Raw genomic sequence first — 23,430 nt, 5'->3', positions numbered from 1 at the left:
GCTGGCAGCTAGGTGTGAGTAATTCCGCACCATTTCAAGACTTGTATGACCTAGGATGTTCTGTAGAGTGAACAGGTTGCCTCCTGCCATTAGATACCGTGTTACGAATGTGTGGCGGCATAGGTGTGGATGGAGGCCGGGAATGTTAATCGCTTTTGATAGCCTAACAACCATAGATTTTACTGTTTCCTTAGTTGTCGGCTTGCCATCACTGCAAAGCAGTAAATTCTTGATACTATCAAGAGCGGGCTGGGGGCGTAGGAAATTAAGATATTTTAACATAGCTTTTTGGGTATATGTTCCAAGAGGTACAATTCGCTCCTTATCACCCTTGCCCTTGACTTGTGCTTGAAGTTGCTGGAAAATGGGGAAGTGCCAATCAAAGAAATGGCTTGAAATAGCACGTTGTGGGGTTTGCCATTTTCTGAGAATTGAAAAAGTTAACGACTTGACTTTTAATCAAGGTGTCCCGCGTTCGAGTCGCGGATAGCTCACCAAAAACGTGATTTCCAAATTGGGGATCACGTTTTTTCTTTTCATTGAAATTCCAGCAATCAGATTTTTATGTGTTTTGACCTAATCATAGTGTCTGCTTTTTTCGTTAATCAAACGCCAATTACCTGTTAAATTAAGTCAATCCTTTTATGCTTATATGGTGGACAGCTGACTGTGGACGGCTCCAAACACGCTATGATGAAGTATAATAAGCGCCGGAACCTTCATAAGACCTCTTAATACCACACATTTGCGAAAATGAGAGCCGAGAGTATTTGCATAAATTCCGAAATGTCCCAATTTTCAAAGGGACAATATAGTTGCAAGTAATGATATGGGCGTGTGATACGGTGGTTAGTGGACTGTGGTGGGTGTATATAATTCGTTCCGTTATATTTGTCGGAATGACGTTATGTACGCCCTACTGTATGGCGGGGAGTACCCCGTGTCTGATATTGGATTAAGCCTGTCAAAAATATACGCTATAGTTTTATGATTCTATACTAAATGTTGCTGTTATGTTGTTTTGAATTTAACAGGTAAGAGCAAAGTGTTTGCTTAAAAGTGAGTATGAAAAAAGACAAAAGTCATTTAAACTTTCGCCTCAAAGGAAATCTCACTTATGTAGCTATTACAAAACAATCCGGCTATTTATATAGAGTTTTATTACGGATACACACTAACCTAACTTTTTAGCTATAAGAATATAGGATAGGGGTATGCCGAGATTGTTTAAATTTCCAAAGCTACCGGATATGTCATGTTGGAATTCACGTAGCTTTGAAAGCATTATTTTATTGGAACTTAATGCGTTTACGATGTCAGAAAAAGTATGGGAATAGCTATAAAAAGTTTTTGATTTATATGGATATTCACACATATAGCCCATACCATTGGTTTCTTCCCATGGTTCCTGTCTAAAATAGGAATTTACCAGTTTGCTCGGGTTTTCTTCATCATAATTTTCTTCCCCTGCAAATGCAAGCATATTTGTAACAGGGTGCATTTCATTGATAATCAACATTCCACCAGCTTTTAGACAATAAGTTACCTTTTCAAAAAATAAACTTAAGTCATGGAACCATGTTAAGGCTCCGATGGTTACAAAGATAAAGTCAAAGCTGTTATAATACTTCTCGCCAATATTAAGAATGTTCGATGCGACAAAGGAGCAATTTGATTTTGTTTTTTGTGCAGTCTCATTAGCCCATGCAACCATATTTTCAGCGATATCAAATCCTATGCCTTGTTTAGCACCAAATTTCATAATTGATAGTAATTCTCTACCGTTATTACAGCAAAATTGACCTATAGTCTTATTAGTGAAATCGAATTCATGTAGTTCCTCAATAAGCTCTTTTTCGAGAAAAGGGTAGGGTTCATTTTGTAATCTTATGGATAAGTCCTCCCCCCACCCTCGTGAGCGGTGTTCAAACGCTTCTTCCCAGGCTTCCTTATTGGATTTTATATAGTCCATAATAATCTCCTTATTTGTAAATATATTATAAACTATACTCAATTCACATGGTTATGGTGAAAAGAGAAGTTTATAAATCAAGCACCTCATATTTTTTGACTTTTGTTGCCATAGAACCGCCTCCTCTCATAATACTTAACCATCGACTGATTATATCATTGCTACTATTTTACAGTCAACAAATATAAAAACGCTCATTCAGAGCAACTCATATATCTATCATAATAAATCCTCCCGTTGCAACCTACCGTAAAAACCGTCTTAATAAAAGTATGAAATCGGGTAATAACGGTGTGTGTTACAGCACTTGAAACGGTGAAATATGTACAATTTTTCTTTCTTTTTTTTCCATAATAATTATGATACTATTAATATTGTTATAGCCAGGCAAAGGATTTAGTAGCTTAAGAGCAAACGAAATCGAGGTGTTTACTATGAGCTTACAGCCGTTGTGCATTGTTTTTGCTCCATGCATTGTCTGATATAGGACGGTGGTTGTATGGAGCGGTAAGACCTACCGTCCAAAATTGGGCTTTGCATTTCTTAAATACCAAATTTTTTATTTAAGGAGCAAAGTTATGAAAAACAACATATTATTAGGATTCGCAGAGGTGGATATTACTCCATCGTCTAATGTTCAAACCGTTGGTTTTAACAGAAAAGATAATTTATCAAGGGGAATACTGCACAGACTGTTTGCCCAGATCTCAGTATGGCATTCAAATGAAGGAATGTGCTGTCTTGTAGCTATCGACCATATAGGATTTATGTGCCGGGATGCAAACCTGTTACGTGATGAGATAGGAAACAAGCTTGGTATTACACGTGAAAAGGTTATGTTATGCTTTAGTCATACGCATAGTGCACCTAATATCAGCCTCGAACCAGAATATTTTAACTTCCTTTGTAAACAGATTCTGTTCGGAGTGAGTGAGGCAGAAAAAAACACTTCATCAATCAAAGCAGTATGGGGGATGGCAGAAGCTGATATTGGACTAAACCGACGTAATGCTCATGGTATTTTAGATAGACGTGTAGGTGTTCTTAAAATTGTAGATACTGACACCAAACAGTTACGATTACTTATTTTAAGAGTTACAGCTCATGCTAATGTGTTGCTTCAAGATAACTTCCTGATATCGTCAGATTTTTTTGGAGTTACAAGAGAACTGCTTGAAGAAAAATATGGATGCAAAGTTATGATAACACAAGGTGCCTCTGGGAATGTCAAACCCAAATATAATGGTTCATTAGAAGCTTTGGATAATATGGCGTTTGCCATTAGGGATGCTATCGCTACTTGTGTTGATAGCCTTAAGCCCAACAAAATTAATATACTATCTATGTTTTCACAAAAGGAAACTTTCTTTGCAGATGTTCCTACACTAGAACGAGCCAAGGCAATTTCAGAGGAAGCCATGAGGGAAAACAATATTGATGGTACACAGTGGCTTGAAGAGGTTGCTCGATTGCACAATGAAAACGTAAAACAACAAAGTGTAGATATAGAGATTCAGTATTTCATTGTTGATGATGGGTGTTTCTGTGGCGTTGCAAATGAAATAATGTGTGAACTTGCTGTTAATGCAGTTAAGGCATCCAGTAGTAACTTTTTCTATTTTGGAGGATATACAAATGGATGTGACGGTTATCTTCCAACCGCTGAAGAATATGATAAGGGAGGATATGAAGTTTTGCACTCATACTTAATTTATTATGTTTACCACGGTAGGGTTATGCCATTAAACTGTGATACATCGGACAAGTTAGTCAAAACAGTAGCTGAAAATTGGAGTGGAAAGAAATGGAAATATGGATGTTTAAGAAAGAATAGAGTGTGAAATACGCACAATCAGCGAATTTATAACGAATGTTTTAATACACGCGACTTTTAATCAAGGTGTCTTGCGTTCGAGTAACGGATAGTTCACCAAAAACGTGATTTCCAAATTGGAAGTCACGTTTTTTTACTTCTGAAAAGGTATTGAAGCTGCTGCTAGCTTATGGTAAATTGATATAATTGAGAATTAGTACCTGATGATACGTTAAAGAACTATTGGATAGTAGTAATGGATAAGAAATTTTTGTATGGTTATAGGAAAACATTTTGATATATTCAAACGAATGCTGGAATTTATGGATGTGTTTGTCGGGATAACTGAATTGCAATGTAAAACAATTTGCCGGATAAAAAAATCTGTAAATCAAAGCTAAATAAATATTCACTTGGCACTTGACTTTGACGTCGCGTCGCACTTTATACTGATTTCTGAAAGGGGGATACTATGGACTTACAGACAATAAGCATGGTATCGAAAAGCTTTAATATATCTACCAGAACCATAAGATATTATGAGCAGATCGGATTAATTCAAAGTGTAAAAATGGACGGGTATGCATATCGTTCGTACGATGAAAATTCTCTTAACAGGCTGAAACAGATTATTATTTTAAGAAAACTCAGAATTCCGTTACGGGATATTCAACTAATTCTGCAAAGGGAAGAATTTGCGGATGCGATAAGAATTTTTCTGGATAAGATAAGAGAGCTATCTGATGAAATAACTGCTTTATCCACGATAAAATCTATTTTAGAAGAGTTTGTATCGCGCCTGAAAGAGAACACTGAAGTAAATATAAAGCACAGATTATTGGCTGATGAGTCCTTACTTAAAATCATTGATGCATTAACTGTAACAAAAATTAATTTTAAGGAGGAAAAAACAATGGATGATTTAAAGAAAGCAAGCGACAAGCTGTCAAAGTTAACTGATGTAAGGATAGTATATATTCCGCCCGCAACTGTGGCATCTATTCAGCGCATAGGTGGTACACCTGAATACGATACGGCATATGAACTTAAGAAATTCATGGATAAGACAGAACTTCATAAAATAAAACCTGACTTGCGTCAATACGGTTTTAACCATCCGGATGGAAGCAACCCAGACGGGAGCGATCATGGTTATGAGAGATGGGTCACAATTCCCGACAATATGGAAGTACATGAGCCATTTATAAAAAAGAAATTTGCTGGGGGTTTATATGCTGCTCATATGATACAGATGGGGAATTTTGAAGAATGGGGATGGCTTTGTGAATGGGCAAAAAACAATGAGGAATATGAACCTGATTGGGGTAACTCCGAGTGTATGGGCGGTCTTTTGGAAGAGCATCTGAACTACATTAATAAATTTCACTTAAGCAACGAGGAACTTGATAAATGCATGCAATTAGATCTGTTAATTCCTGTAAAACCAAAATTAAAATAGTCATAATAAAGCAAAACACCGGTAATCTATGGGTTACCAGTGTTTTGCTTTATTATGATAGTATTATATAAATATTTGGTTGTATTTTAAAAGCCGGGTTTCAGAAAAATCTATATACTATAATTAATATTATTATAAAAAGTCTTTTGACAGACGGGAAAGGATGATAAAAATGAATCAGGTAATACGCAACATAAAAGAACGCAGGTCTGTAAGATTTTTTAGTATACAGCCTATCAGCAGGGAAGACATGGAACTTATTATTGAAGCAGGGAACTATGCTCCTACAGGTGCCAATTTGCAGCCCTGGAGATTTGTTGTAATACAGAGTGAAGAGATAAGAAAAGAGCTGGCAAAAAACGCAAAACCCGTATATCAGAATTATATGAAGCATGCGGATGAATCCTTCAAACAGATGAGAAAATCTATTGACGAAATGCTTGAAGACTCGATCTATTATTCAGCCCCCGCAATAGTCTTTGTTATTGGTAAGAAAGTACTTTCATACGCCTATGATTGCCCTATGGTATGTGAAAATATGATGCTGGCTGCAAAATCACTGGGAATAGGCAGCTGCTGGCTGGGATTCGGTCAAATGGGATTAACGGATGACATAAGAGCATCAATGGAAATAAAAGGGGATGAAGAAATATTTGGGCCTATAGTATTCGGCTATCCTGCACAAGGGTTTCCTGAAGAGTCAAAAAGACGTGAACCGGTAGTAAAATGGCTATAGAAGATAATAGCTTTGCAAGGCTGTCTTTAAGAAAATACATTTAATTAGCATAGTAAAAGGCGTATGACTACGCCTTTTATACTTTAAAACTTATATTGCTTAAGCCGTGATAATAATTGCCCCAATTTGCGGTGAAGCATAGTACCGAATAGTCGGGGTCATTTACTCCTTGAGGATAATAAACTTCAAATCCCTCTCTCCACAGCCTTTTTCTGGACTCATAATCAGAGAGAACTACCATTTCGCCTACAAACATCAAACCTTTGAAACTAGCTTGATCAGAAAAATAAACACAGGCTTTGGGATTATCCTTAAACTGCTTTACTCTCTTGGAGGAGGTATTGGTGCTGAACCAGAATGTTTTCAGACCCTCTGTCTCCATTTTCAGCATTGCTTTGATATTAGGATATCCATCTCCGTCACTTGAACCTACCATCGCTATACCGCAGCTTTCAATGAGTTGCAGTGACTTACAGCGGATTTCTTCGATTTCAGCCGATAATTCATCTTTGGATGATGTTTCCTTTGCAAGATTGACTACATTTTCAAAAGAATATACACCTGACATATATATACGTCCTTTCTTATTTATTAACTTATAAACTTGTTGAGCAGGTTAATCTACAATTTTGTATCTTTTATCTTGTACAGGTAGCTGTAAAAATCCGCAAGCAGGCTTAAGTCTGTTATCAGGTCTTTTGCCAGGCTGCTGCTGAAAAGATTTTCGCTTATGTTTTTGCTGCAAATAAAATAAAGGTCTTTTCTTTGATACCAGTCAAGTAAATCCTGAGGGATATCCTTGTTCAGAATTCTCTTGTATTTTTCTCCGCCTACTGCAAAGATATCCTGTTTAGAGAAGACTGAAACTGCGTTTCTAAACTCATCGTGCCTGCTCTCTATTATTGCTCTGAACTTCTCCATGGTTTTCTTATCAGCCGCATAAAAGCCCATTCCATAAGAGTAGGAGGAGGGGGATAAATCAAAGAAAAAGGCCGGAGCGTCCTGCCATTCCCTGGAAGGCCTTTTGAAGGTAATCCATACATTGCTTCTGTAAGGAGATTTGTCATTGGAAAACCGTATATCACGATGTATTCTGGATATGGTTTTTCCCACGGATGGAGTTGTTTCAATACAGGGGTCGATTGACAGCATAAAACCACTCAGGCTCATAACCAGGTTTTGCATAGGGCCAAGCACATATTGATTGTATGTCTCCCTGTTTTCCTCAAACCAAGCCTTACTGTTGTTAATTTTTAGCTCTGCAAGAAATTCAACAGTCTTTGGTGTGAAAACATTTGATAGGTTGTTTGTTTTTTTTGTCATGCTGCTTCTCCTTTACTCTTTTTTACCCTCAAAATCTGCCAGGTTGCTAAATATTCTTTTAAGGTATCCTTCAAACTGCAATATCTCAGTATCCTCAAAGCCTTTGTAGAATAAATCTGTCATGTCGCTGGATACCTGTTCGTAGGCTGCTTTCATTTTCTTATTTTCATCCGTTAATTGTATCAGTACTTTACGTCTGTCACTGCTTGGAAATCTGCGCATAAGGTGTCCGGACTCTTCAAGCCTGTCCAGCATGCGCGTCAGTGTAGACTTGCCAAGTGCTGTTATCCTTGCCAGTTCCTGTATGGGTATATTGTCTTTCTGCCATAGGGCAAAGAGTATTCTGCCCTGTGCCGGATTGATTTCATTTATATTATGTTTTTTTAGTTTTTTTGAAAATATCCTTCCCGATAGCTGATGTATTTTGGAGATTAAGAAACCGCCCTGCCGCAACTGTGACATAAAGACACCTCTAATAAAAATGTTTTACTCTTGCATAATTATTCCTGTTGTAAATAGTATAATTGTATATACAACAAAAGTCAAAAGTTATTTTGAATATAAAGTAATTGTGAAATAAATTTACTATCTGAGAAGTGGAGCATGAAGTAAAAACACCCCAAATACCAGATGATCCTGATATTTGAGGTGACTAAATTTTTTCACTTACTTATTGTTTTGCAATATCCAGTAGTTTTAAATCCTTATTTTTATCTTCTGCCCAGCGAATAGACCACTCATTTTCAAAAAGCAGTACATAGCGGTCAAGCTTATCTGTGGCAATCATTGTCGAGCTGGTCAGGTTTAGAGTTTTTGGATCCAAGCCCTCATTTTCAATCCAGCGTGCAAACCTGAAAGGAAGATGTTGTATTCTCAAGCTAACTCCGTATTCCCCCTTTAATCTGTGTTCCAGCACTTCAAACTGGAGTGCTCCAACGACACCTATCACAAGCTCTTCTATACCGATATCCACCTGTTTGAATACTTGTACAGCACCTTCCTCTGAAAGCTGGGTAATCCCCTTCTGGAACTGTTTGCGCTTCATTGAGTCAGAGGCTGATACCCTTGCAAAGTGTTCGGCAGGGAATATGGGTATACCGTCAAATTTAAGCTGGTTATTGCCCTCACTTAACGTATCACCTATGTTAAATATTCCGGGATCAAAGAGACCGATTATATCACCGGGATATGCTTCTTCTATAATAGTACGTTCCTGAGCCATAAACTGCTGTGGCTGGGATAGTCTTATTTCTTTGCCGGCTTGTACATGGTAGACAGACATACCGCGTGAGAAGCGTCCGGAGCAGATTCTCATAAAAGCCAGTCTATCTCTATGAGTAGGGTTCATATTTGCTTGAATTTTAAATATGAATCCTGAAAATTTTTCTCCTTCAGGATCTACTTCCACTGTTGATGCAGTCCTTATTCCAGGACATGGGGCCAGGTCAAGAAATTCTTCAAGAAAGGGTTGAACTCCGAAGTTTGTCATAGCACTTCCAAAAAACATAGGTGTCAATTCACCCATTAAGATTTTCTTTTTATCAAACTCGTCTCCTGCTATATCCAGAAGTTCAATTTCTTCCCGTAGCTTTTTGTGATAGTGTTCACCTAAAAAATCAGCAAACACCTGATCTTCAACTTTGCCGGTAATGGTAGAAACGGCTGTTTGACCATGATTTCCGCCATCAAACAATTCTATTTGCGACAGCTTTCTGTTATATACTCCTTTAAAATCCCCGTCTATACCTATAGGCCAGTTCATTGGATATGAACGTATACCCAGAACATTTTCCAGCTCTTCCATCAGTTCAAAAGGGTCTTTGCTGGCTCTATCCATTTTGTTGACAAAAGTGAAAATAGGTATTCCTCTCATACGGCATACATGAAATAACTTTATGGTTTGTTCTTCTACGCCTTTTGCACCGTCAATAAGCATTACGGCACTATCAGCTGCAACAAGAGTCCTGTAAGTGTCTTCACTGAAGTCCTGATGACCCGGGGTATCAAGAATATTTATACAATAGTTGTTATATTCAAACTGCATTACACTGGAGGTTACCGAAATACCCCTTTGCTTTTCAATTTCCATCCAGTCCGATACTGCATATTTATTTGCCTTTCTCGCTTTTACCGATCCTGCCAGCCTGATGGCCCCACCGTAAAGCAGAAGCTTTTCGGTCATAGTTGTTTTTCCTGCATCAGGGTGAGATATTATGGCAAAAGTTTTTCTTCTGGATACTTCATTGCCTATCTTGCTTTTTATATCTTGCATTTATACCTCCACATTTATAGTTCTAAATCATTATGTTTATAGGTGCTGATACAATAAATTTGCTAGAAAAACTGTATTGCTGCGGCGACCCGGTACTAAAAGCCTGTTGTCCGCATCACAGACGTATTTCATTTTATATTATAGTCAAGTATTCTGTCAATTAATATGGGATTTATGAAACGTATATTTTCTTATTGACCAAATATGAAATTTACTTTGTGTAGTGATGCTGGGTTTAAAACAGAAGCTATTAATATAAGCTATATAAATAAGCTCAACAGGAACGGAAAAAACGCACGCCGACTAGCGGTACACCTGAGAAGTGTTCATTCAATGTATTAAACATAAAGAAGGAATTTATAATATCGGTATAGAATACTATATCAGAGCAGAAATAATAATACTTACACATAAGGGGACATGGCATATGAAAGAAAACGATGCAAAAATGATCAAAATAGTTTTTCAGGATGGCAAAGAAAAAGATGTTCCAGAGGGCATTTCACTGATTGAATTAAGCCGTGAGTATGAGGGAAAGTACAGTTCTCCTATTGTTGCTGCTAAGGTGGATAACGATATAAAAGAATTGAATTTTCAGCTTAGTGAACCGTGCAAAGTGGAATTTATTGATATGACTTATGAAGATGGAATGCGGATATACAGGAGGAGTCTTTATTTTATATTGATAAAGGCGGTAAAAGATCTTTTCCCCGGAAGAAAAGTATCGATAAGCCATAGCATTAGTAAAGGCCTTTACTGTGAGGTTAAAGGTGATAAGACACTATCTGAAGATGAAGTAAATATGCTTGAAAAACGTATGTGTGAGATTGTAAATGCGAAAATACCTTTTGTAAAGCAGGTCTTATCCAAAGAAGATGCCAAGGAATTCTTTATAAAGGGAGGAAGGGAAGACAGATATCATGCAATTGAATACAGAGAAAAGCCTTATGTAACGATTTACAGTTGTGAAGGGGTATATGATTACTTTTATGGCTATATGGTTCCGGATACAAGTTACATAAAATTGTTTTCTGTCAAATATCATGCACCCGGACTGATTATTCTGTTTCCGGAAAAAAGCAATCCCTGTGTTCTTCCTGAGTTTAAAGAACAGAAAAAACTTTTTAATATTTTTATCGAATATAAAAGATGGAATCATATTTTAGGTGTGGAAAATGTCGGAGCTTTAAACGATATAATAAAAGGTGGAGGTATCGGTGACTTTATCAGGATATCGGAAGCGCTGCATGAAAAGAAAATCGCCCAGATTGCCGACATGATTTCAAACAGTAAGGAAAAGAAAAAAGTTGTACTTATATCAGGCCCATCATCATCAGGAAAGACTACGTTTGCAAACAGACTGGCAATTCAGCTCAGAGTTAATGGCATAAAGCCTATAACAATTTCCCTTGATGATTATTTTGTCAACAGGGAGGATACACCGAGGGATGAGAGCGGTGATTATGATTATGAAGCATTGGAAGCTATCGATGTGAAATTATTTAATCAGCATCTGGCAGACCTGGTTTCAGGCAGGCAAGTAGAAGTGCCTGTTTTCAACTTTCCCAGCGGGTGCAGGGAAAGCAAGGGAAGGAACTTGTGTATAGCGGATGATCAGGTTATGGTCATAGAAGGCATACATGGACTGAATGAAAAACTTACATCTACAATTCCGAGGGAGAGCAAGTTTAAGATATATGTAAGTGCACTGACTTCAATGAATATAGATGACCATAACAGAATACCTACAACTGATACAAGGGTTATCAGAAGGATAGTGAGAGACTTTCAATTCAGAGGCTGTTCAGCATTGAATACATTGAAACGGTGGCCTTCTGTGAGGAGGGGTGAAATAAGGAACATTTTCCCCTTCCAGGAAGAAGCTGATATAATGTTTAATTCCTCACTGATTTATGAGCTAGGAGTACTTAAAACTCTTGCAGAACCTCAGTTGACAAAGGTAGACAGTGCACAGCCGGAATATTCTGAAGCTAAAAGGCTGATAGAATTCTTGAGTTATTTTTTACCTATTGATTCGAAGGATATACCAAATAACTCGATTATCAGAGAGTTTATTGGTGGAAATGTATTCTACAGTTAATAAAGCAAATAGGGCTGGAACTTGATTTTGTTATCGGGTTTCAGTCTTTTTTTCTCTCAAGCCCCAGCCTTCAGGTATAGTATGTTTTTATCCCTTTGGTGCAAAAGTAGCGCAGTCTGTTTCCTGAGTATCAGCAGCATTCCTTGGCTGTACTTCTATCCTCTGAGCGGAGCAGTGATCGCCTGACATGTAATAGTAGCAGGTATTAACAACACATTTTATACCTGTATTTGGTTGATCCATTTTTTCTACTCTCATTAATAAACCCTCCTTTTTGTATCTTGTTGGACAAGTATGAGCTTGTCGGAATTATTATAGGTCTTTAATGAGCAAATTATTCAAATCAGATGAAAGCAAAGGAAAACTAAAGACCGGCAGCAATGTCTTTTTCTTTGAACATATTATATATTACTGATAGTTATTTAATTAACAATGTGTTATAATTTATTCATCAAAGAATATAAGCGTTAAGTACCGATTTATAAAAGATCCGAATAATAATAACATTTGATGTAGGGGTGTAGTATATGAAAATAAAAGAAATATTAAAAGTTCTGGATGCTGAATTACTGGCTGGAGAAGAAAATCTTGAGATGGATATAGAAGCTGCGTGCGGATCGGATCTTATGAGTGATGTTATGGCTTATGTCAAGGACAATGTATTGATGCTCACAGGACTTGTGAATCTTCAGGTTGTGAGAACAGCAGAGATGATGGACATAAAGGCAATAGTTTTTGTGAGAGGGAAGAAGCCGGATAATAGCATTATTGCGCTTGCCAGAGAAAAGGGGATTGCTGTGATGACTACCAAAAACCCTATGTTTACAGCCTGTGGTAAATTATACAGTGCAGGCATAACGGGAAAGGGGGTGTGGGATTGAGCGAAGACAGAATATATCTTCACTATACCATACCTGCAGATGATTTTACTATTGCCGGAGAAGCATCCAGTAATGTGAAAAAAACCTTGAATCAGTTAGGAATAAATCCTTTGACAATAAAAAAAGCTGCTATTGCCATGTATGAAGCGGAAATAAATGCGGTAATCCATGCGGGCGGCGGAATTGCAGAGGTAGAAATCGGTGCGGACAAAATAACTATAGTTTTTAAGGATGAGGGGCCCGGAATAGTAGATGTTGAGTTAGCCATGCAGGAAGGATACTCTACTGCTTCGGATAAAATAAGAGAAATGGGATTTGGGGCAGGGTTGGGGCTTCCAAACATAAAAAGATATTCTGATTATCTGAATATTGAAACTGAAGTAGGAAAAGGAACAAAAGTGACAATTGTTGTCAATATAGTCTAATGACTGGGATATGGGAAATATACTTTTAATCAGATATAAACTTTCATGTATTTCTTATAGAATGGAGTGAAGCATTATGGGGACATATTTTCATTCAGTTACTCTTGATGAAGAAAAGTGCAGGGGTTGTACGAATTGTATCAAGAGATGTCCTACAGAAGCGATAAGAGTAAGAAAAAGTAAAGCCAGGATAATTAATGAACGTTGTATCGATTGCGGAGAATGTATCAGGGTCTGTCCCTATCATGCCAAAAAAGCTATAAGCGATCCGTTTGGTGCGATAAAGTCTTTCAGGTATAAGATAGCTATTCCTGCGCCATCCCTATATGGGCAGTTTAAAAATACAGTCCCCAGGGACCAGCTGCTTACCGCGTTGAAGAGTATTGGATTTGACTATGTTTATGAAGTGGCGCGTGCAGCAGAGATAGTAACAGCGGCAACCAGGAAGCTCTTGATAAAAAAAGGAATTAGGAAGCCGCTTATATCCTCGGCTTGTCCCGCGGTTGTCAAGCTTATCCAGGTAAGGTTTCCGAACCTTATTGATAATATAGTAAGACTGGAATCTCCGATGGAGGTAGCAGCAGAGATATCAAAAAACAAGATTTCGAAAACAGAAGGTATTGACGCACAAGACATAGGAGTGTTTTTCATAACTCCATGCGCAGCAAAAGTAACAAGTGTAAAAGCCCCTTATGAAAAAAAAGATTCATTTGTCGACGGGGTAATTTCAATAAAAGATATTTATATGAAACTCTTGAACAGTATGAATAAAATAAGGCAGTGTGAAGGGCTTGAACAGGCCGGGTTTGAGGGAATACGCTGGGCTAATTCCGGTGGGGAAAGCCTCGCGCTGGGTACTGACAGGTTTCTGGCAGTTGATGGGATTCATAATGTTATAACGATTCTTGAAGAGATTGAGAACGACAGACTTGATGATGTGGATTTTATTGAGGCTTTATCGTGCACCGGGGGGTGTCTGGGCGGGCCCTTGACGGTAGAGAATGTTTATGTAGCAAAGACAAGATTAAAGAAAATAATTGATGAAGCTAAAGAAAAATGCTTTTCTTCCGACCAGTCGGAAAAATCAGAAGATGATCTTGTATGGACAGGAAAAATAGAGTATAAGCCGGTTATGAAGCTGGATGAAAATATTCGTGAGGCAATGAAAAAGCTTGAGGCCCTTGAGCTTATAAACAAAAACCTTCCCGGGCTTGATTGTGGAGCCTGTGGTGCTCCCAGCTGCAGAGCTCTTGCTGAAGATATTGTCAGAGGAAATGCAAACGAAACTGATTGCATTTTCAGGTTAAGGGAAAAAGTAAGGGATCTGGCAGTCCAAATGATGGAGTTGGAAGCTAAAATGCCTCCTGTTCTGGATAAGAATACCGATTCAAAAGATTAAAGGAGCTGATACTTGTGAGGGTTGAAGAGTTTGCACAAAAGCTGGATATGAAGGTAATTGCAGGGGAAAAGAATCTTGATAAAGAAGTTTCGGGTATGTATGTATGCGATCTGATGAGTTGGGTCATGTCACATGCTTCGAGGGGGGATGCATGGATAACTGTCCATACTCATCTTAACGTCATCGCAGTTGCTTTACTTACGGAAGTTGCATGCGTAATCATACCTGAGGGTATTGCAGTTGATGAAAATACAATCAACAAGGCAAATGAGGAAGGCGTGGTTTTACTGGGAACAACTGTGAGGGCATATGAAATATGCTGGAAGGCTCATAATTTGTTAGGGTAAAGCTGAAATTATGGCCAACGAAGGCCATAGAATATAAGAAATAAGAAAATCTATGTTTATTGGGGGAGGCTCCTATGAAGGTTGCAATAGACCTGCATATACACTCTGCGCTGTCGCCTTGTTCAGATAATGATATGACTCCGAATAATATAGTAAATATGGCCTCTTTAAAGGGATTGGATATAATTGCAGTAACCGATCATAACTCTATGGAAAACTATAGTGCCATAGCCAAATGTGCAGAAAATGCCAATATATTGGCAGTCCCCGGAATGGAGCTTGAAACCAGGGAAGAGGTGCATCTGATATGCCTCTTTCCGGGGAAGGTCGCTGCTTTCAGGATGCAGGAGTATATCTATGAACTGCTTCCGAAGATTGATAACCGCAGCGAAGTATTTGGACAGCAAATAATGATGAATGAATATGATGAAATAGTGGGCTATCACAAAAATATGCTGATAACTGCAGTAAATATAGGTTTGGATGATGCATGCAGATTGGTAAAGGAGCTTGGGGGAGTTGCTATTCCTGCTCATATCGACAGAAATTCCTATAGTGTAATATCAAACCTTGGTCTTATTCCGCAGCATCTTGATTTTAAATTTATAGAAATTTCTAAAAGCTGTAATCTTGAAGAATTACTTGAAAAATATTCTTATCTTAACAGATATAACTTTATAAGATCTTCTGATGCACATACACTTGGTAATATTCTTGAAAGGGAATGCTTTATTGAGCTGGAGGAATTGAGTATGGAATGCTTGATAAGCAAACTCGGTGAAGGTAAAAATTCTGACTAAATTCATAAATTATGCATAATAATAAAATAATAAATAGCTTAAACTTGAGTATACCGCTCGGAATAAAACATATATTTTTGAAAAACATATTGACAATTATTTCTTATTATATTACAATAAAACCAATAAAACATATCGGAATTATAGGAATATAAAATGGAGGAATCTAAATGCCAAATATAGCTAAAAACTTAACTGACCTTATAGGGAATACTCCGCTATTGGAGCTATCAAATTATAACAGTTCAAATAATATTGACGCAAAGCTCATAGCAAAACTTGAATACTTCAATCCGGCAGGAAGTGTAAAAGACAGAATTGGATATGCAATGATTAAGAATGCTGAAGAAAAGGGTCTGATAAACAAGGATACGGTTATTATTGAACCTACAAGCGGTAATACAGGGATAGCATTGGCTTTTGTTGCAGCAGCAAGAGGATATAAATTAATATTGACTATGCCTGATACGATGAGTATTGAAAGACGGAATCTTCTGAAGGCTTTGGGAGCGGAATTGGTACTTACTCCTGGTGCTGAAGGGATGAAAGGTGCTATTAGGAAGGCTGAAGAGTTAGCTGCGGAAACACAGAATTCATACGTTCCCCAACAGTTTAAAAACCCTGCTAATCCGGAAATTCACAAGAGGACTACTGCAGAGGAAATATGGAGAGATACTGACGGTCAGGTGGATATATTTGTCGGCGGAGTAGGTACAGGTGGGACAATAACTGGAGTGGGAGAAGTACTTAAGCAAAAAAATCCTGATATAAAAATAATTGCAGTTGAACCAAATGATTCACCAGTATTGTCCGGAGGCAACCCCGGAGCTCATAAAATTCAAGGAATAGGGGCGGGGTTTGTGCCTGATATTCTAAACAAATCCGTTATCGATGAAATTATTAAGGTTAAAAACGAAGAAGCCTTTGAGACTTCAAGAAAGCTATCTAAAAGTGAAGGGCTGCTGGTGGGGATATCTTCAGGAGCAGCTGCCTTTGCAGCAACTCAGATAGCAAAGAGACCTGAGAATAAAGGTAAGACAATAGTTGTTCTTCTGCCTGATACCGGTGAAAGGTACTTGTCGACTGTGTTATTCCAGGAAAGCTGATTAATCTTATATCTGAAAACTCAAGTTGGTTATTAAGGCGGGAAATTGCTTAAATAGAGCATATCCCGCCTTTTGCATGCAATATTTTCTTGACCTGTTAATTAACCTATAGTATTATAAATTTATATGTACAGGCTAATTTATTAACCTGTTATGCAAACTTACAAAACACGGAATTGTGAGTATTTGTTATATTCAAAATAATAGTTGCACTTTAAGAAGAATTCGGATCTTCTTTTTGGGGTACATTTTCTGTTATTGTAACATTGGCTTATGATAACAGTGGTTACATATGAAATGAGCTGTAAACTTCAAGGGGGAAGTTGAAATGCCGATTAAAATACCGGACAATCTGCCTGCTTATGAAATACTGTTAAATGAAAATATATTTGTAATGCCTGAGCATCGTGCTTTCCATCAGGATATCAGACCGCTTAAAATAGCTATACTTAACCTTATGCCTACTAAAATCACTACCGAAACACAGATACTGAGGTTGCTGGGGAATTCACCCCTACAGGTAGATATAGTACTGCTTCATCCCAAAACTCATACATCAAAAAACACTCCTGAAGAGCATTTAATCAAGTTTTACAATACCTTTGATGAAATCAGGGAACAGAAATTTGATGGGCTTATAATAACGGGTGCACCGGTAGAAAGCATGGAGTTTGAGGAAGTCGATTATTGGGATGAACTTAAAGAGATAATGGACTGGAGCTATCATAATGTCACTTCAACTTTTCATATCTGCTGGGGAGCTCAGGCCGGACTTTACCATCACTTCGGGGTACCCAAATATCCTCTTGAAAATAAGATGTTTGGTATTTTCCCACATACGCTGAATAAGAAAAACATTAAGTTGTTCAGAGGTTTCGATGACATATTTTATGTTCCGCACTCAAGGCATACGGAAATTAAAAGGGAAGATATAGAAAAGGTTTCAGAATTGGAAGTGCTTTCCGAGTCTCAGGAGTCAGGGGTATATGTGGTGGCAACTAAAGACGGAAAACAGATTTTTGTAACAGGTCACTCCGAATATGATCCCCTTACGCTAAAAGCCGAGTATGACAGGGATATAGCGAAGGGACTCGATATAGCCGTACCTAATAATTATTTCCCCGGAGATGATCCTGCTGAGGATCCTCTGGTTCTGTGGAGAAGCCATGCCAATTTATTGTATTGTAACTGGTTGAATTATTATGTCTACCAGGAGACGCCATTTAATATTGAGGACATAAAATAAAAAACGAGAGGATAGTACCCCTCGTTTTTTATTCTTTACAATTTCATCAATGATAATCTAGTTAGTTTTATTGGCTAATAATATAATTATTACCTAATGATAATTATTTGTTAAATTTATTGAATATTAACAAAATATTTGTTATAATAATGATGAAATTGTTAAATACTTAACAACCATTGTTAAATAATATTCAAACATGTATGTATAATCTAGTGTTTTACATATTATTTAGCAAGTTCAGAAGTTTTAGCCAAAGAAGTTGATAAGGTTATAGGAAAGATAATTCTATCAAAGTAAGATTAGGAGGTCAGATTGAATGAGTACAAATAACTGCTGCTGTGGATGTGTAGATGAGAAAGAGCAGAAACTGCAGGAAATTATCGAAAAGTACAAAACAACTAGAGGTGCACTTATTCCTGTACTGCATGAAGCACAAGAGGTATACGGGTATCTTCCTATGAGTGTTCAGAAAAAGATATCAGAAGGACTTGATATCCCTCTTACAGAAATTTATGGAGTTGTAACGTTTTATACTCAGTTTTCATTGAATCCAAAAGGAAAATACAAGGTAAATGTTTGCATGGGAACTGCTTGTTATGTAAAAGGTTCCGGACCGATACTTGATAAATTGAAGGAAAAGCTTGGTATTGAGGTTGGTGAATGCACAGAGGACGGCAAATTTTCCCTTGACGCCTGCAGGTGTATAGGTGCTTGTGGATTGGCTCCTGTAATAATGGTAAATGAAGACGTATATGGAAGACTTGTTCCTGATGATATAGAGGGCATAGTAGAAAAATATAAGGATAAATAGTAAAAGAGAGATATAATGAAGGACATATCTTTGCATTTGACTGATATAATACAGAATTCTGTGACAGCCAAGGCAGGCAGAATAAAGGTGATAATAGATGCAGATCAGGCAAAGGATTGCTTGAAAATAATTGTATCGGATGATGGTTCAGGAATGGATAAAGAGCTTTTGGCACAAGTGACAAACCCCTTTGTTACAACAAGGACAACAAGAAAAGTGGGCTTGGGAATCTCTTTATTCAAAGCTTCGGCTGAAGAAGCAGGCGGTAAGCTTGAAATCAGATCGGAAAAGGGTAAAGGGACAGAATTGGAAGTGAGTTTCAGGATAAGCAGTATAGATCGGATTCCTTTGGGTGATATACCTGAAACTGTCATAAGTACTATTCTTTCAAATCCTGATATACAGGTTGAGCTTATATTGAATAGTAACAAAGAAAGTTTTAGCTTTAATTCTTCTGAAGTTAAAGAAAAACTTGGAGAAGTCCCTATCACTGAGTATAATGTACTAGCCTGGATTAAGGAATTCGTTAATGAGGGGATAAAGATTACATTCGGAGGTGTATTAGATGAAATCTATAGCTGAATTGGAAGAGATAAGAAAGAAAACACTGGAACAAATCAGCCTGAGAACCAATAAGGAAGGGTTGAGAATAGTTGTTGGTATGGCTACTTGCGGAATTGCTGCCGGAGCAAGACCTGTAATGAATACATTACTCGAAGAATTGAAAAAAAGGAATATAGGCAATGTAAGTGTTACAATGACCGGATGTATAGGTGTTTGTAAGCTTGAACCGGTGATTGAAGTGATAAATCCGGATGGCAGCAAAGTAACTTATGTTAAAATGGATTCGGAAAAAGCTGTGAGAGTCGTAGCTGAACATATTGTAAACGGCAGGGTATGTGCAGACTTGACTATAGGAGCATCAGATCTGAAGTAATAAAAAAAGAAATAAACAAAAAGGTAAATATTATTAACCGAAAGGTAACTTTCCTGGTGATTAGCGAGGAAAGTGCAAATGCGGAATTAACATATAATAGACGTTGAAAACATGGGTATGAAGATGATCGAGCTGTCCACTTTCAACTGTCAACTGAAATAAGGGAGGGTTATAAATGCAACTTTATAGAGCGCATGTTCTGGTTTGTGGTGGTACAGGTTGTACATCCTCAAATTCAGAAAAGATAATAACTGAACTAGGAACACAATTAGCAAAAAATAAACTGGAAAACGAAGTGAAAGTAGTAAGAACCGGATGTTTCGGTCTATGTGCTGAAGGCCCCATAGTTGTTGTTTATCCTGAAGGTGCTATGTATACAATGGTTCAGTTAGGGGATATAAAGGAAATTGTTGAGGAGCATCTCTTAAAGGGCAGAATTGTAAAAAGATTACTTGCTGGTGATAAAGAACAGGCAGATATTACAAAGTCGCTTGAGGGTGTAGACTTCTTTACAAAACAGTTAAGGGTTGCCTTAAGGAACTGTGGAATTATAAATCCTGAGGAAATAGATGAGTATATAGCATATGACGGTTATAAGGCTTTAGCCAAAGTGTTAACCGAAATGAAGCCTGAAGAGGTAATAGATACTGTTAAGAAGTCCGGCCTTAGAGGAAGAGGTGGCGCAGGATTTCCTACAGGTCTGAAATGGGAGTTTGCAAGCAAATCCCAGAATGATCAGAAATATGTTTGCTGTAATGCTGACGAAGGTGATCCTGGAGCATTCATGGACAGAAGTGTTCTCGAAGGAGACCCTCATTCATTAATAGAGGCAATGGCTATTGCAGGTTATGCGATAGGTTCAAATCAGGGATATATATATGTTAGAGCAGAGTATCCGATTGCAGTAAAGAGACTTCAGATCGCTATAGATCAGGCTAAGGATTATGGTATTCTCGGTAAAAACATATTTGGAACAGATTTTAGCTTTGACCTTGAAATCAGGTTGGGTGCAGGTGCCTTCGTATGTGGAGAAGAAACAGCTCTGATGACTTCGATCGAAGGAAAGAGGGGCGAACCGAGACCAAGACCTCCGTTCCCAGCAGTAAAAGGTTTATGGCAAAAGCCAACAATTTTGAACAATGTTGAAACTTATGCTAATATTCCGGTAATTTTCCTTAAAGGTCCGGAATGGTTTGCAAGCATGGGTACTGAAAAGAGTAAGGGTACCAAGGTTTTTGCAGTCGGCGGTAAGATAAACAACACCGGATTGGTTGAAATTCCTATGGGTACAACTCTCAGAGAAATAGTATATGATATCGGCGGTGGCATTCCCAACGGAAAGAAGTTCAAGGCTGCTCAGACGGGCGGACCTTCAGGCGGGTGCATACCTGCTGAGTTGATAGATACACCAATAGATTATGATTCATTGATACAGATAGGTTCCATGATGGGTTCAGGTGGACTTATCGTAATGGATGAAGATACATGTATGGTTGATATTGCGAAATTCTTCCTTGAATTTACGGTTGAGGAATCCTGTGGTAAGTGTCCTCCATGCCGTATAGGTACAAAGAGAATGTATGAAATTCTGGAAAGAATTACAGAAGGAAAAGGTGAAGAAGGGGATATAGAAAAGCTTGAGATTCTGGCCAAAAACATAAAGGCATCTGCACTTTGTGGATTGGGACAGACTGCCCCTAACCCTATACTCAGTACTTTGAGATACTTCAAAGATGAATATATGGCTCATGTAAATGAGAGAAAGTGTCCTGCAGGAGTTTGTAAGTCAATGACGCAATTTGTAATTAACGCTGAAAGATGTAAGAGCTGCGGCATTTGTGCAAAAGTATGTCCTGCAAACTGTATAAGCGGTGAAAAGAAAGTACCTTATGTAATACAACAGGATAAATGTCTCAAGTGTGGCGCTTGTATGGAGAAATGTCCGTTCAAGGCAATATTCAAGAATCATTAATGGAAGGAGAGTGTGAAAAATGGAAATGGTAAGTATTACAATAGACAGTAGAAAGATTCAGGTTCCTAAGGATTATACGGTATTGGAAGCTGCAAGACATGCAAACGTATCTATACCGACACTTTGCTTCCTTAAGGAAATAAATGAAATTGGCGCATGCAGAATGTGCGTAGTTGAAATACAAGGGGCAAAAAGCTTACAGGCTGCATGCGTGTATCCTGTATCGGAAGGACTTGTTATAAATACTCAGACTCCGGCAGTAAGAGAAGCAAGGAAGGTGACTCTTGAGCTAATACTGTCAAATCATGAGAAGAAGTGCCTTACATGTGTAAGAAGCAGAAACTGTGAGCTGCAAAAGCTTGCTGAAGATTTGAACATACAGGATATAAGGTTTGAGGGTGAATCAGCAAAACTTCCTTTGGATAAAGTATCGCCTTCTATAGTCAGAGATCCAAACAAATGCGTATTATGCAGGCGTTGTGTAAGTATGTGTAAGAACATACAGACTGTGTCAGTAATCGACACAATGGAAAGAGGCTTTAAGACTATAGTATCGTCTGCCTTTGGTAAATCACTGAACGAGGTTCCTTGTGCAATGTGTGGACAATGTATAAATGTATGTCCTGTTGGGGCTCTTCGTGAGAAGGATGATACAGATAAAGTCTGGGAAGCACTTGCAAACAAGGAGCTGCATGTAGTTGTGCAGACAGCTCCTGCGGTAAGAGTTGCTTTAGGCGAGGAATTCGGAATGCCAATCGGTTCAAGGGTAACAAGCAATATGATTGCAGCATTGAGACGCCTTGGATTTGCAAAGGTATTCGATACAGACACAGCTGCCGATCTCACAATCATGGAAGAGGGTACGGAGCTCATTGAAAGAATTAAGAATGGTGGTAAGCTGCCTTTGATAACTTCATGCAGTCCGGGATGGATTAAGTTCTGTGAGCATAACTATCCAGAATTCCTTGATAACCTTTCAAGCTGTAAATCACCGCATCAAATGTTTGGTGCTGTATTAAAATCGTATTATGCACAAAAAATGGGAATAGATCCTTCAAAGATATTTGTTGTTTCAATCATGCCTTGTACAGCTAAGAAATTTGAGGCTCAGAGACCGGAACTTTCTTCAACTGGGTACGCAGATGTAGATGTTGTATTGACTACCAGAGAGCTGGCTAAGATGATAAAAGAAGCAGGTATTGACTTTGCGGAACTTCCTGAAAGACATTTTGACGATCCTATGGGAGAAGCTACCGGTGCAGCAGTTATATTTGGTGCAACAGGCGGTGTTATGGAAGCCGCTCTCAGAACTGTAGCTGAGATCCTTAGCGGCGGTAAGGTAGCAGCGATTGAGTATGAAGCTGTAAGGGGTACGGAAGGTATTAAAGAGGCCACTGTAGAAGCTGGCGGTATGAAGCTGAAGGCTGCTGTAGCACATGGGCTTGGAAATGCAAGAAAACTGCTTGAGAGTATAAAAGAAGGAGAGGCAGAATACCATTTTGTTGAAATTATGGCATGTCCGGGCGGATGTGTAAATGGTGGAGGTCAGCCTATACAGCCTGCACAGGTCAGAAGCTGGGTAGATCTCAGAAAAGAAAGAGCAAAGGCAATTTATGAGGAAGATCGTGAAGCTCCAATAAGGAAATCACATGAAAATCCTAAAATTAAGATGCTTTATGATGAATTCTTTGAAAAGCCGGGTAGCCATAAATCTCATGACCTTTTGCATACTCACTATCAAAAGAGAGAAAACTACCCTGAGAAATAAGCATGAGGTAAGTTGAAGGAAAAACAAAATATGTAAATTAGTGCAAAGGTATATTATTA

At 38.1% G+C, this 23,430-nt stretch carries 22 protein-coding genes; 16 read left to right on the top strand and 6 right to left on the bottom strand.

Going from position 1 to position 23,430, the window contains the following annotated elements; all coding sequences use genetic code 11:
* Positions 1-1,174: 1,174 nt before the first annotated feature.
* Positions 1,175-1,972, bottom strand: a complete 798-nt coding sequence (locus N3I35_00260; GenBank protein ID MCX8128518.1) for a class I SAM-dependent methyltransferase — start codon at positions 1,970-1,972, stop codon at positions 1,175-1,177.
* A 578-nt stretch (positions 1,973-2,550) separates the two neighbouring features.
* Here N3I35_00260 and N3I35_00255 point away from each other — a divergent pair.
* From N3I35_00255 to N3I35_00245, 3 genes are all read left to right on the top strand, one after another.
* Positions 2,551-3,813: an alkaline ceramidase gene (locus N3I35_00255; protein MCX8128517.1), complete on the top strand. Its 1,263-nt coding sequence runs from the start codon at positions 2,551-2,553 to the stop codon at positions 3,811-3,813.
* A 444-nt stretch (positions 3,814-4,257) separates the two neighbouring features.
* Positions 4,258-5,244: an effector binding domain-containing protein gene (locus N3I35_00250; GenBank protein MCX8128516.1), complete on the top strand. Its 987-nt coding sequence runs from the start codon at positions 4,258-4,260 to the stop codon at positions 5,242-5,244.
* 172 nt (positions 5,245-5,416) lie between these two features.
* Positions 5,417-5,980 carry a nitroreductase gene (locus N3I35_00245; protein MCX8128515.1) on the top strand — a complete coding sequence of 188 codons (564 nt, stop codon included), beginning with the start codon at positions 5,417-5,419 and terminating at the stop codon, positions 5,978-5,980.
* A gap of 76 nt (positions 5,981-6,056) precedes the next feature.
* Here the strand turns inward: N3I35_00245 and N3I35_00240 are convergent, their stop codons facing one another.
* The 4 genes from N3I35_00240 to N3I35_00225 all read right to left on the bottom strand — a co-directional run bounded on the left by N3I35_00240 (position 6,057) and on the right by N3I35_00225 (position 9,575).
* Positions 6,057-6,548 carry a pyridoxamine 5'-phosphate oxidase family protein gene (locus N3I35_00240; GenBank protein MCX8128514.1) on the bottom strand — a complete coding sequence of 164 codons (492 nt, stop codon included), beginning with the start codon at positions 6,546-6,548 and terminating at the stop codon, positions 6,057-6,059.
* A gap of 53 nt (positions 6,549-6,601) precedes the next feature.
* On the bottom strand, positions 6,602-7,303 hold the full coding sequence (locus tag N3I35_00235; GenBank protein MCX8128513.1) for a DUF2461 domain-containing protein: 702 nt from the start codon (positions 7,301-7,303) through the stop codon (positions 6,602-6,604).
* 12 nt (positions 7,304-7,315) lie between these two features.
* Positions 7,316-7,765, bottom strand: coding sequence for a MarR family transcriptional regulator (locus N3I35_00230; protein MCX8128512.1), 450 nt, complete (start codon positions 7,763-7,765; stop codon positions 7,316-7,318).
* A gap of 208 nt (positions 7,766-7,973) precedes the next feature.
* Positions 7,974-9,575 (bottom strand): peptide chain release factor 3, encoded by a 1,602-nt coding sequence (locus N3I35_00225; GenBank protein MCX8128511.1) that lies wholly within the window; start codon positions 9,573-9,575, stop codon positions 7,974-7,976.
* 427 nt (positions 9,576-10,002) lie between these two features.
* Between N3I35_00225 and N3I35_00220 the strand changes: the two genes are divergently transcribed.
* Positions 10,003-11,676 carry a nucleoside kinase gene (locus tag N3I35_00220; GenBank protein ID MCX8128510.1) on the top strand — a complete coding sequence of 558 codons (1,674 nt, stop codon included), beginning with the start codon at positions 10,003-10,005 and terminating at the stop codon, positions 11,674-11,676.
* 87 nt (positions 11,677-11,763) lie between these two features.
* Here N3I35_00220 and N3I35_00215 read toward each other — a convergent pair whose 3' ends face one another.
* The gene (locus tag N3I35_00215) at positions 11,764-11,934 is read right to left on the bottom strand and encodes a DUF1540 domain-containing protein (protein MCX8128509.1); all 171 of its coding nucleotides are present in this window, start codon (positions 11,932-11,934) and stop codon (positions 11,764-11,766) included.
* Between the two features lie 269 nt (positions 11,935-12,203).
* Between N3I35_00215 and N3I35_00210 the strand changes: the two genes are divergently transcribed.
* The 12 genes from N3I35_00210 to N3I35_00155 all read left to right on the top strand — a co-directional run bounded on the left by N3I35_00210 (position 12,204) and on the right by N3I35_00155 (position 23,371).
* Positions 12,204-12,557 (top strand): DRTGG domain-containing protein, encoded by a 354-nt coding sequence (locus tag N3I35_00210; GenBank protein ID MCX8128508.1) that lies wholly within the window; start codon positions 12,204-12,206, stop codon positions 12,555-12,557.
* Positions 12,554-12,982 carry an ATP-binding protein gene (locus tag N3I35_00205; protein ID MCX8128507.1) on the top strand — a complete coding sequence of 143 codons (429 nt, stop codon included), beginning with the start codon at positions 12,554-12,556 and terminating at the stop codon, positions 12,980-12,982. The genes N3I35_00210 and N3I35_00205 overlap by 4 nt, the downstream gene beginning before the upstream one ends.
* A gap of 76 nt (positions 12,983-13,058) precedes the next feature.
* The gene (locus N3I35_00200) at positions 13,059-14,381 is read left to right on the top strand and encodes a 4Fe-4S binding protein (GenBank protein ID MCX8128506.1); all 1,323 of its coding nucleotides are present in this window, start codon (positions 13,059-13,061) and stop codon (positions 14,379-14,381) included.
* Between the two features lie 14 nt (positions 14,382-14,395).
* On the top strand, positions 14,396-14,728 hold the full coding sequence (locus tag N3I35_00195) for a DRTGG domain-containing protein (GenBank protein ID MCX8128505.1): 333 nt from the start codon (positions 14,396-14,398) through the stop codon (positions 14,726-14,728).
* Between the two features lie 74 nt (positions 14,729-14,802).
* A complete protein-coding gene (locus N3I35_00190; protein MCX8128504.1) occupies positions 14,803-15,528 on the top strand; it encodes a PHP domain-containing protein in 726 nt (241 codons plus the stop codon).
* A gap of 170 nt (positions 15,529-15,698) precedes the next feature.
* Complete coding sequence (gene cysK / locus N3I35_00185; GenBank protein MCX8128503.1) at positions 15,699-16,634, top strand: cysteine synthase A; 936 nt, start codon at positions 15,699-15,701, stop codon at positions 16,632-16,634.
* Between the two features lie 328 nt (positions 16,635-16,962).
* Positions 16,963-17,880, top strand: coding sequence for a homoserine O-succinyltransferase (metA, locus tag N3I35_00180; protein MCX8128502.1), 918 nt, complete (start codon positions 16,963-16,965; stop codon positions 17,878-17,880).
* A gap of 319 nt (positions 17,881-18,199) precedes the next feature.
* Entirely contained in the window at positions 18,200-18,694 is a 495-nt protein-coding gene (gene nuoE, locus N3I35_00175; GenBank protein MCX8128501.1) for an NADH-quinone oxidoreductase subunit NuoE, read from the top strand.
* Positions 18,695-18,709: 15 nt separating this feature from the next.
* The gene (locus N3I35_00170) at positions 18,710-19,276 is read left to right on the top strand and encodes an ATP-binding protein (protein MCX8128500.1); all 567 of its coding nucleotides are present in this window, start codon (positions 18,710-18,712) and stop codon (positions 19,274-19,276) included.
* Positions 19,260-19,631 (top strand): (2Fe-2S) ferredoxin domain-containing protein, encoded by a 372-nt coding sequence (locus N3I35_00165; GenBank protein ID MCX8128499.1) that lies wholly within the window; start codon positions 19,260-19,262, stop codon positions 19,629-19,631. The genes N3I35_00170 and N3I35_00165 overlap by 17 nt, the downstream gene beginning before the upstream one ends.
* A gap of 175 nt (positions 19,632-19,806) precedes the next feature.
* Positions 19,807-21,603, top strand: coding sequence for an NADH-quinone oxidoreductase subunit NuoF (gene nuoF, locus N3I35_00160; GenBank protein ID MCX8128498.1), 1,797 nt, complete (start codon positions 19,807-19,809; stop codon positions 21,601-21,603).
* A gap of 19 nt (positions 21,604-21,622) precedes the next feature.
* The gene (locus N3I35_00155; GenBank protein ID MCX8128497.1) at positions 21,623-23,371 is read left to right on the top strand and encodes an NADH-dependent [FeFe] hydrogenase, group A6; all 1,749 of its coding nucleotides are present in this window, start codon (positions 21,623-21,625) and stop codon (positions 23,369-23,371) included.
* Positions 23,372-23,430: the final 59 nt, after the last annotated feature.

Source organism: Clostridia bacterium, from assembly GCA_026414765.1.
GTDB lineage: Bacteria > Bacillota > Clostridia > Acetivibrionales > DSM-27016 > SKW86.
Note: the sequence above shows the minus strand (reverse complement) of the source record. Positions and strands in the feature narration are given on the sequence as shown.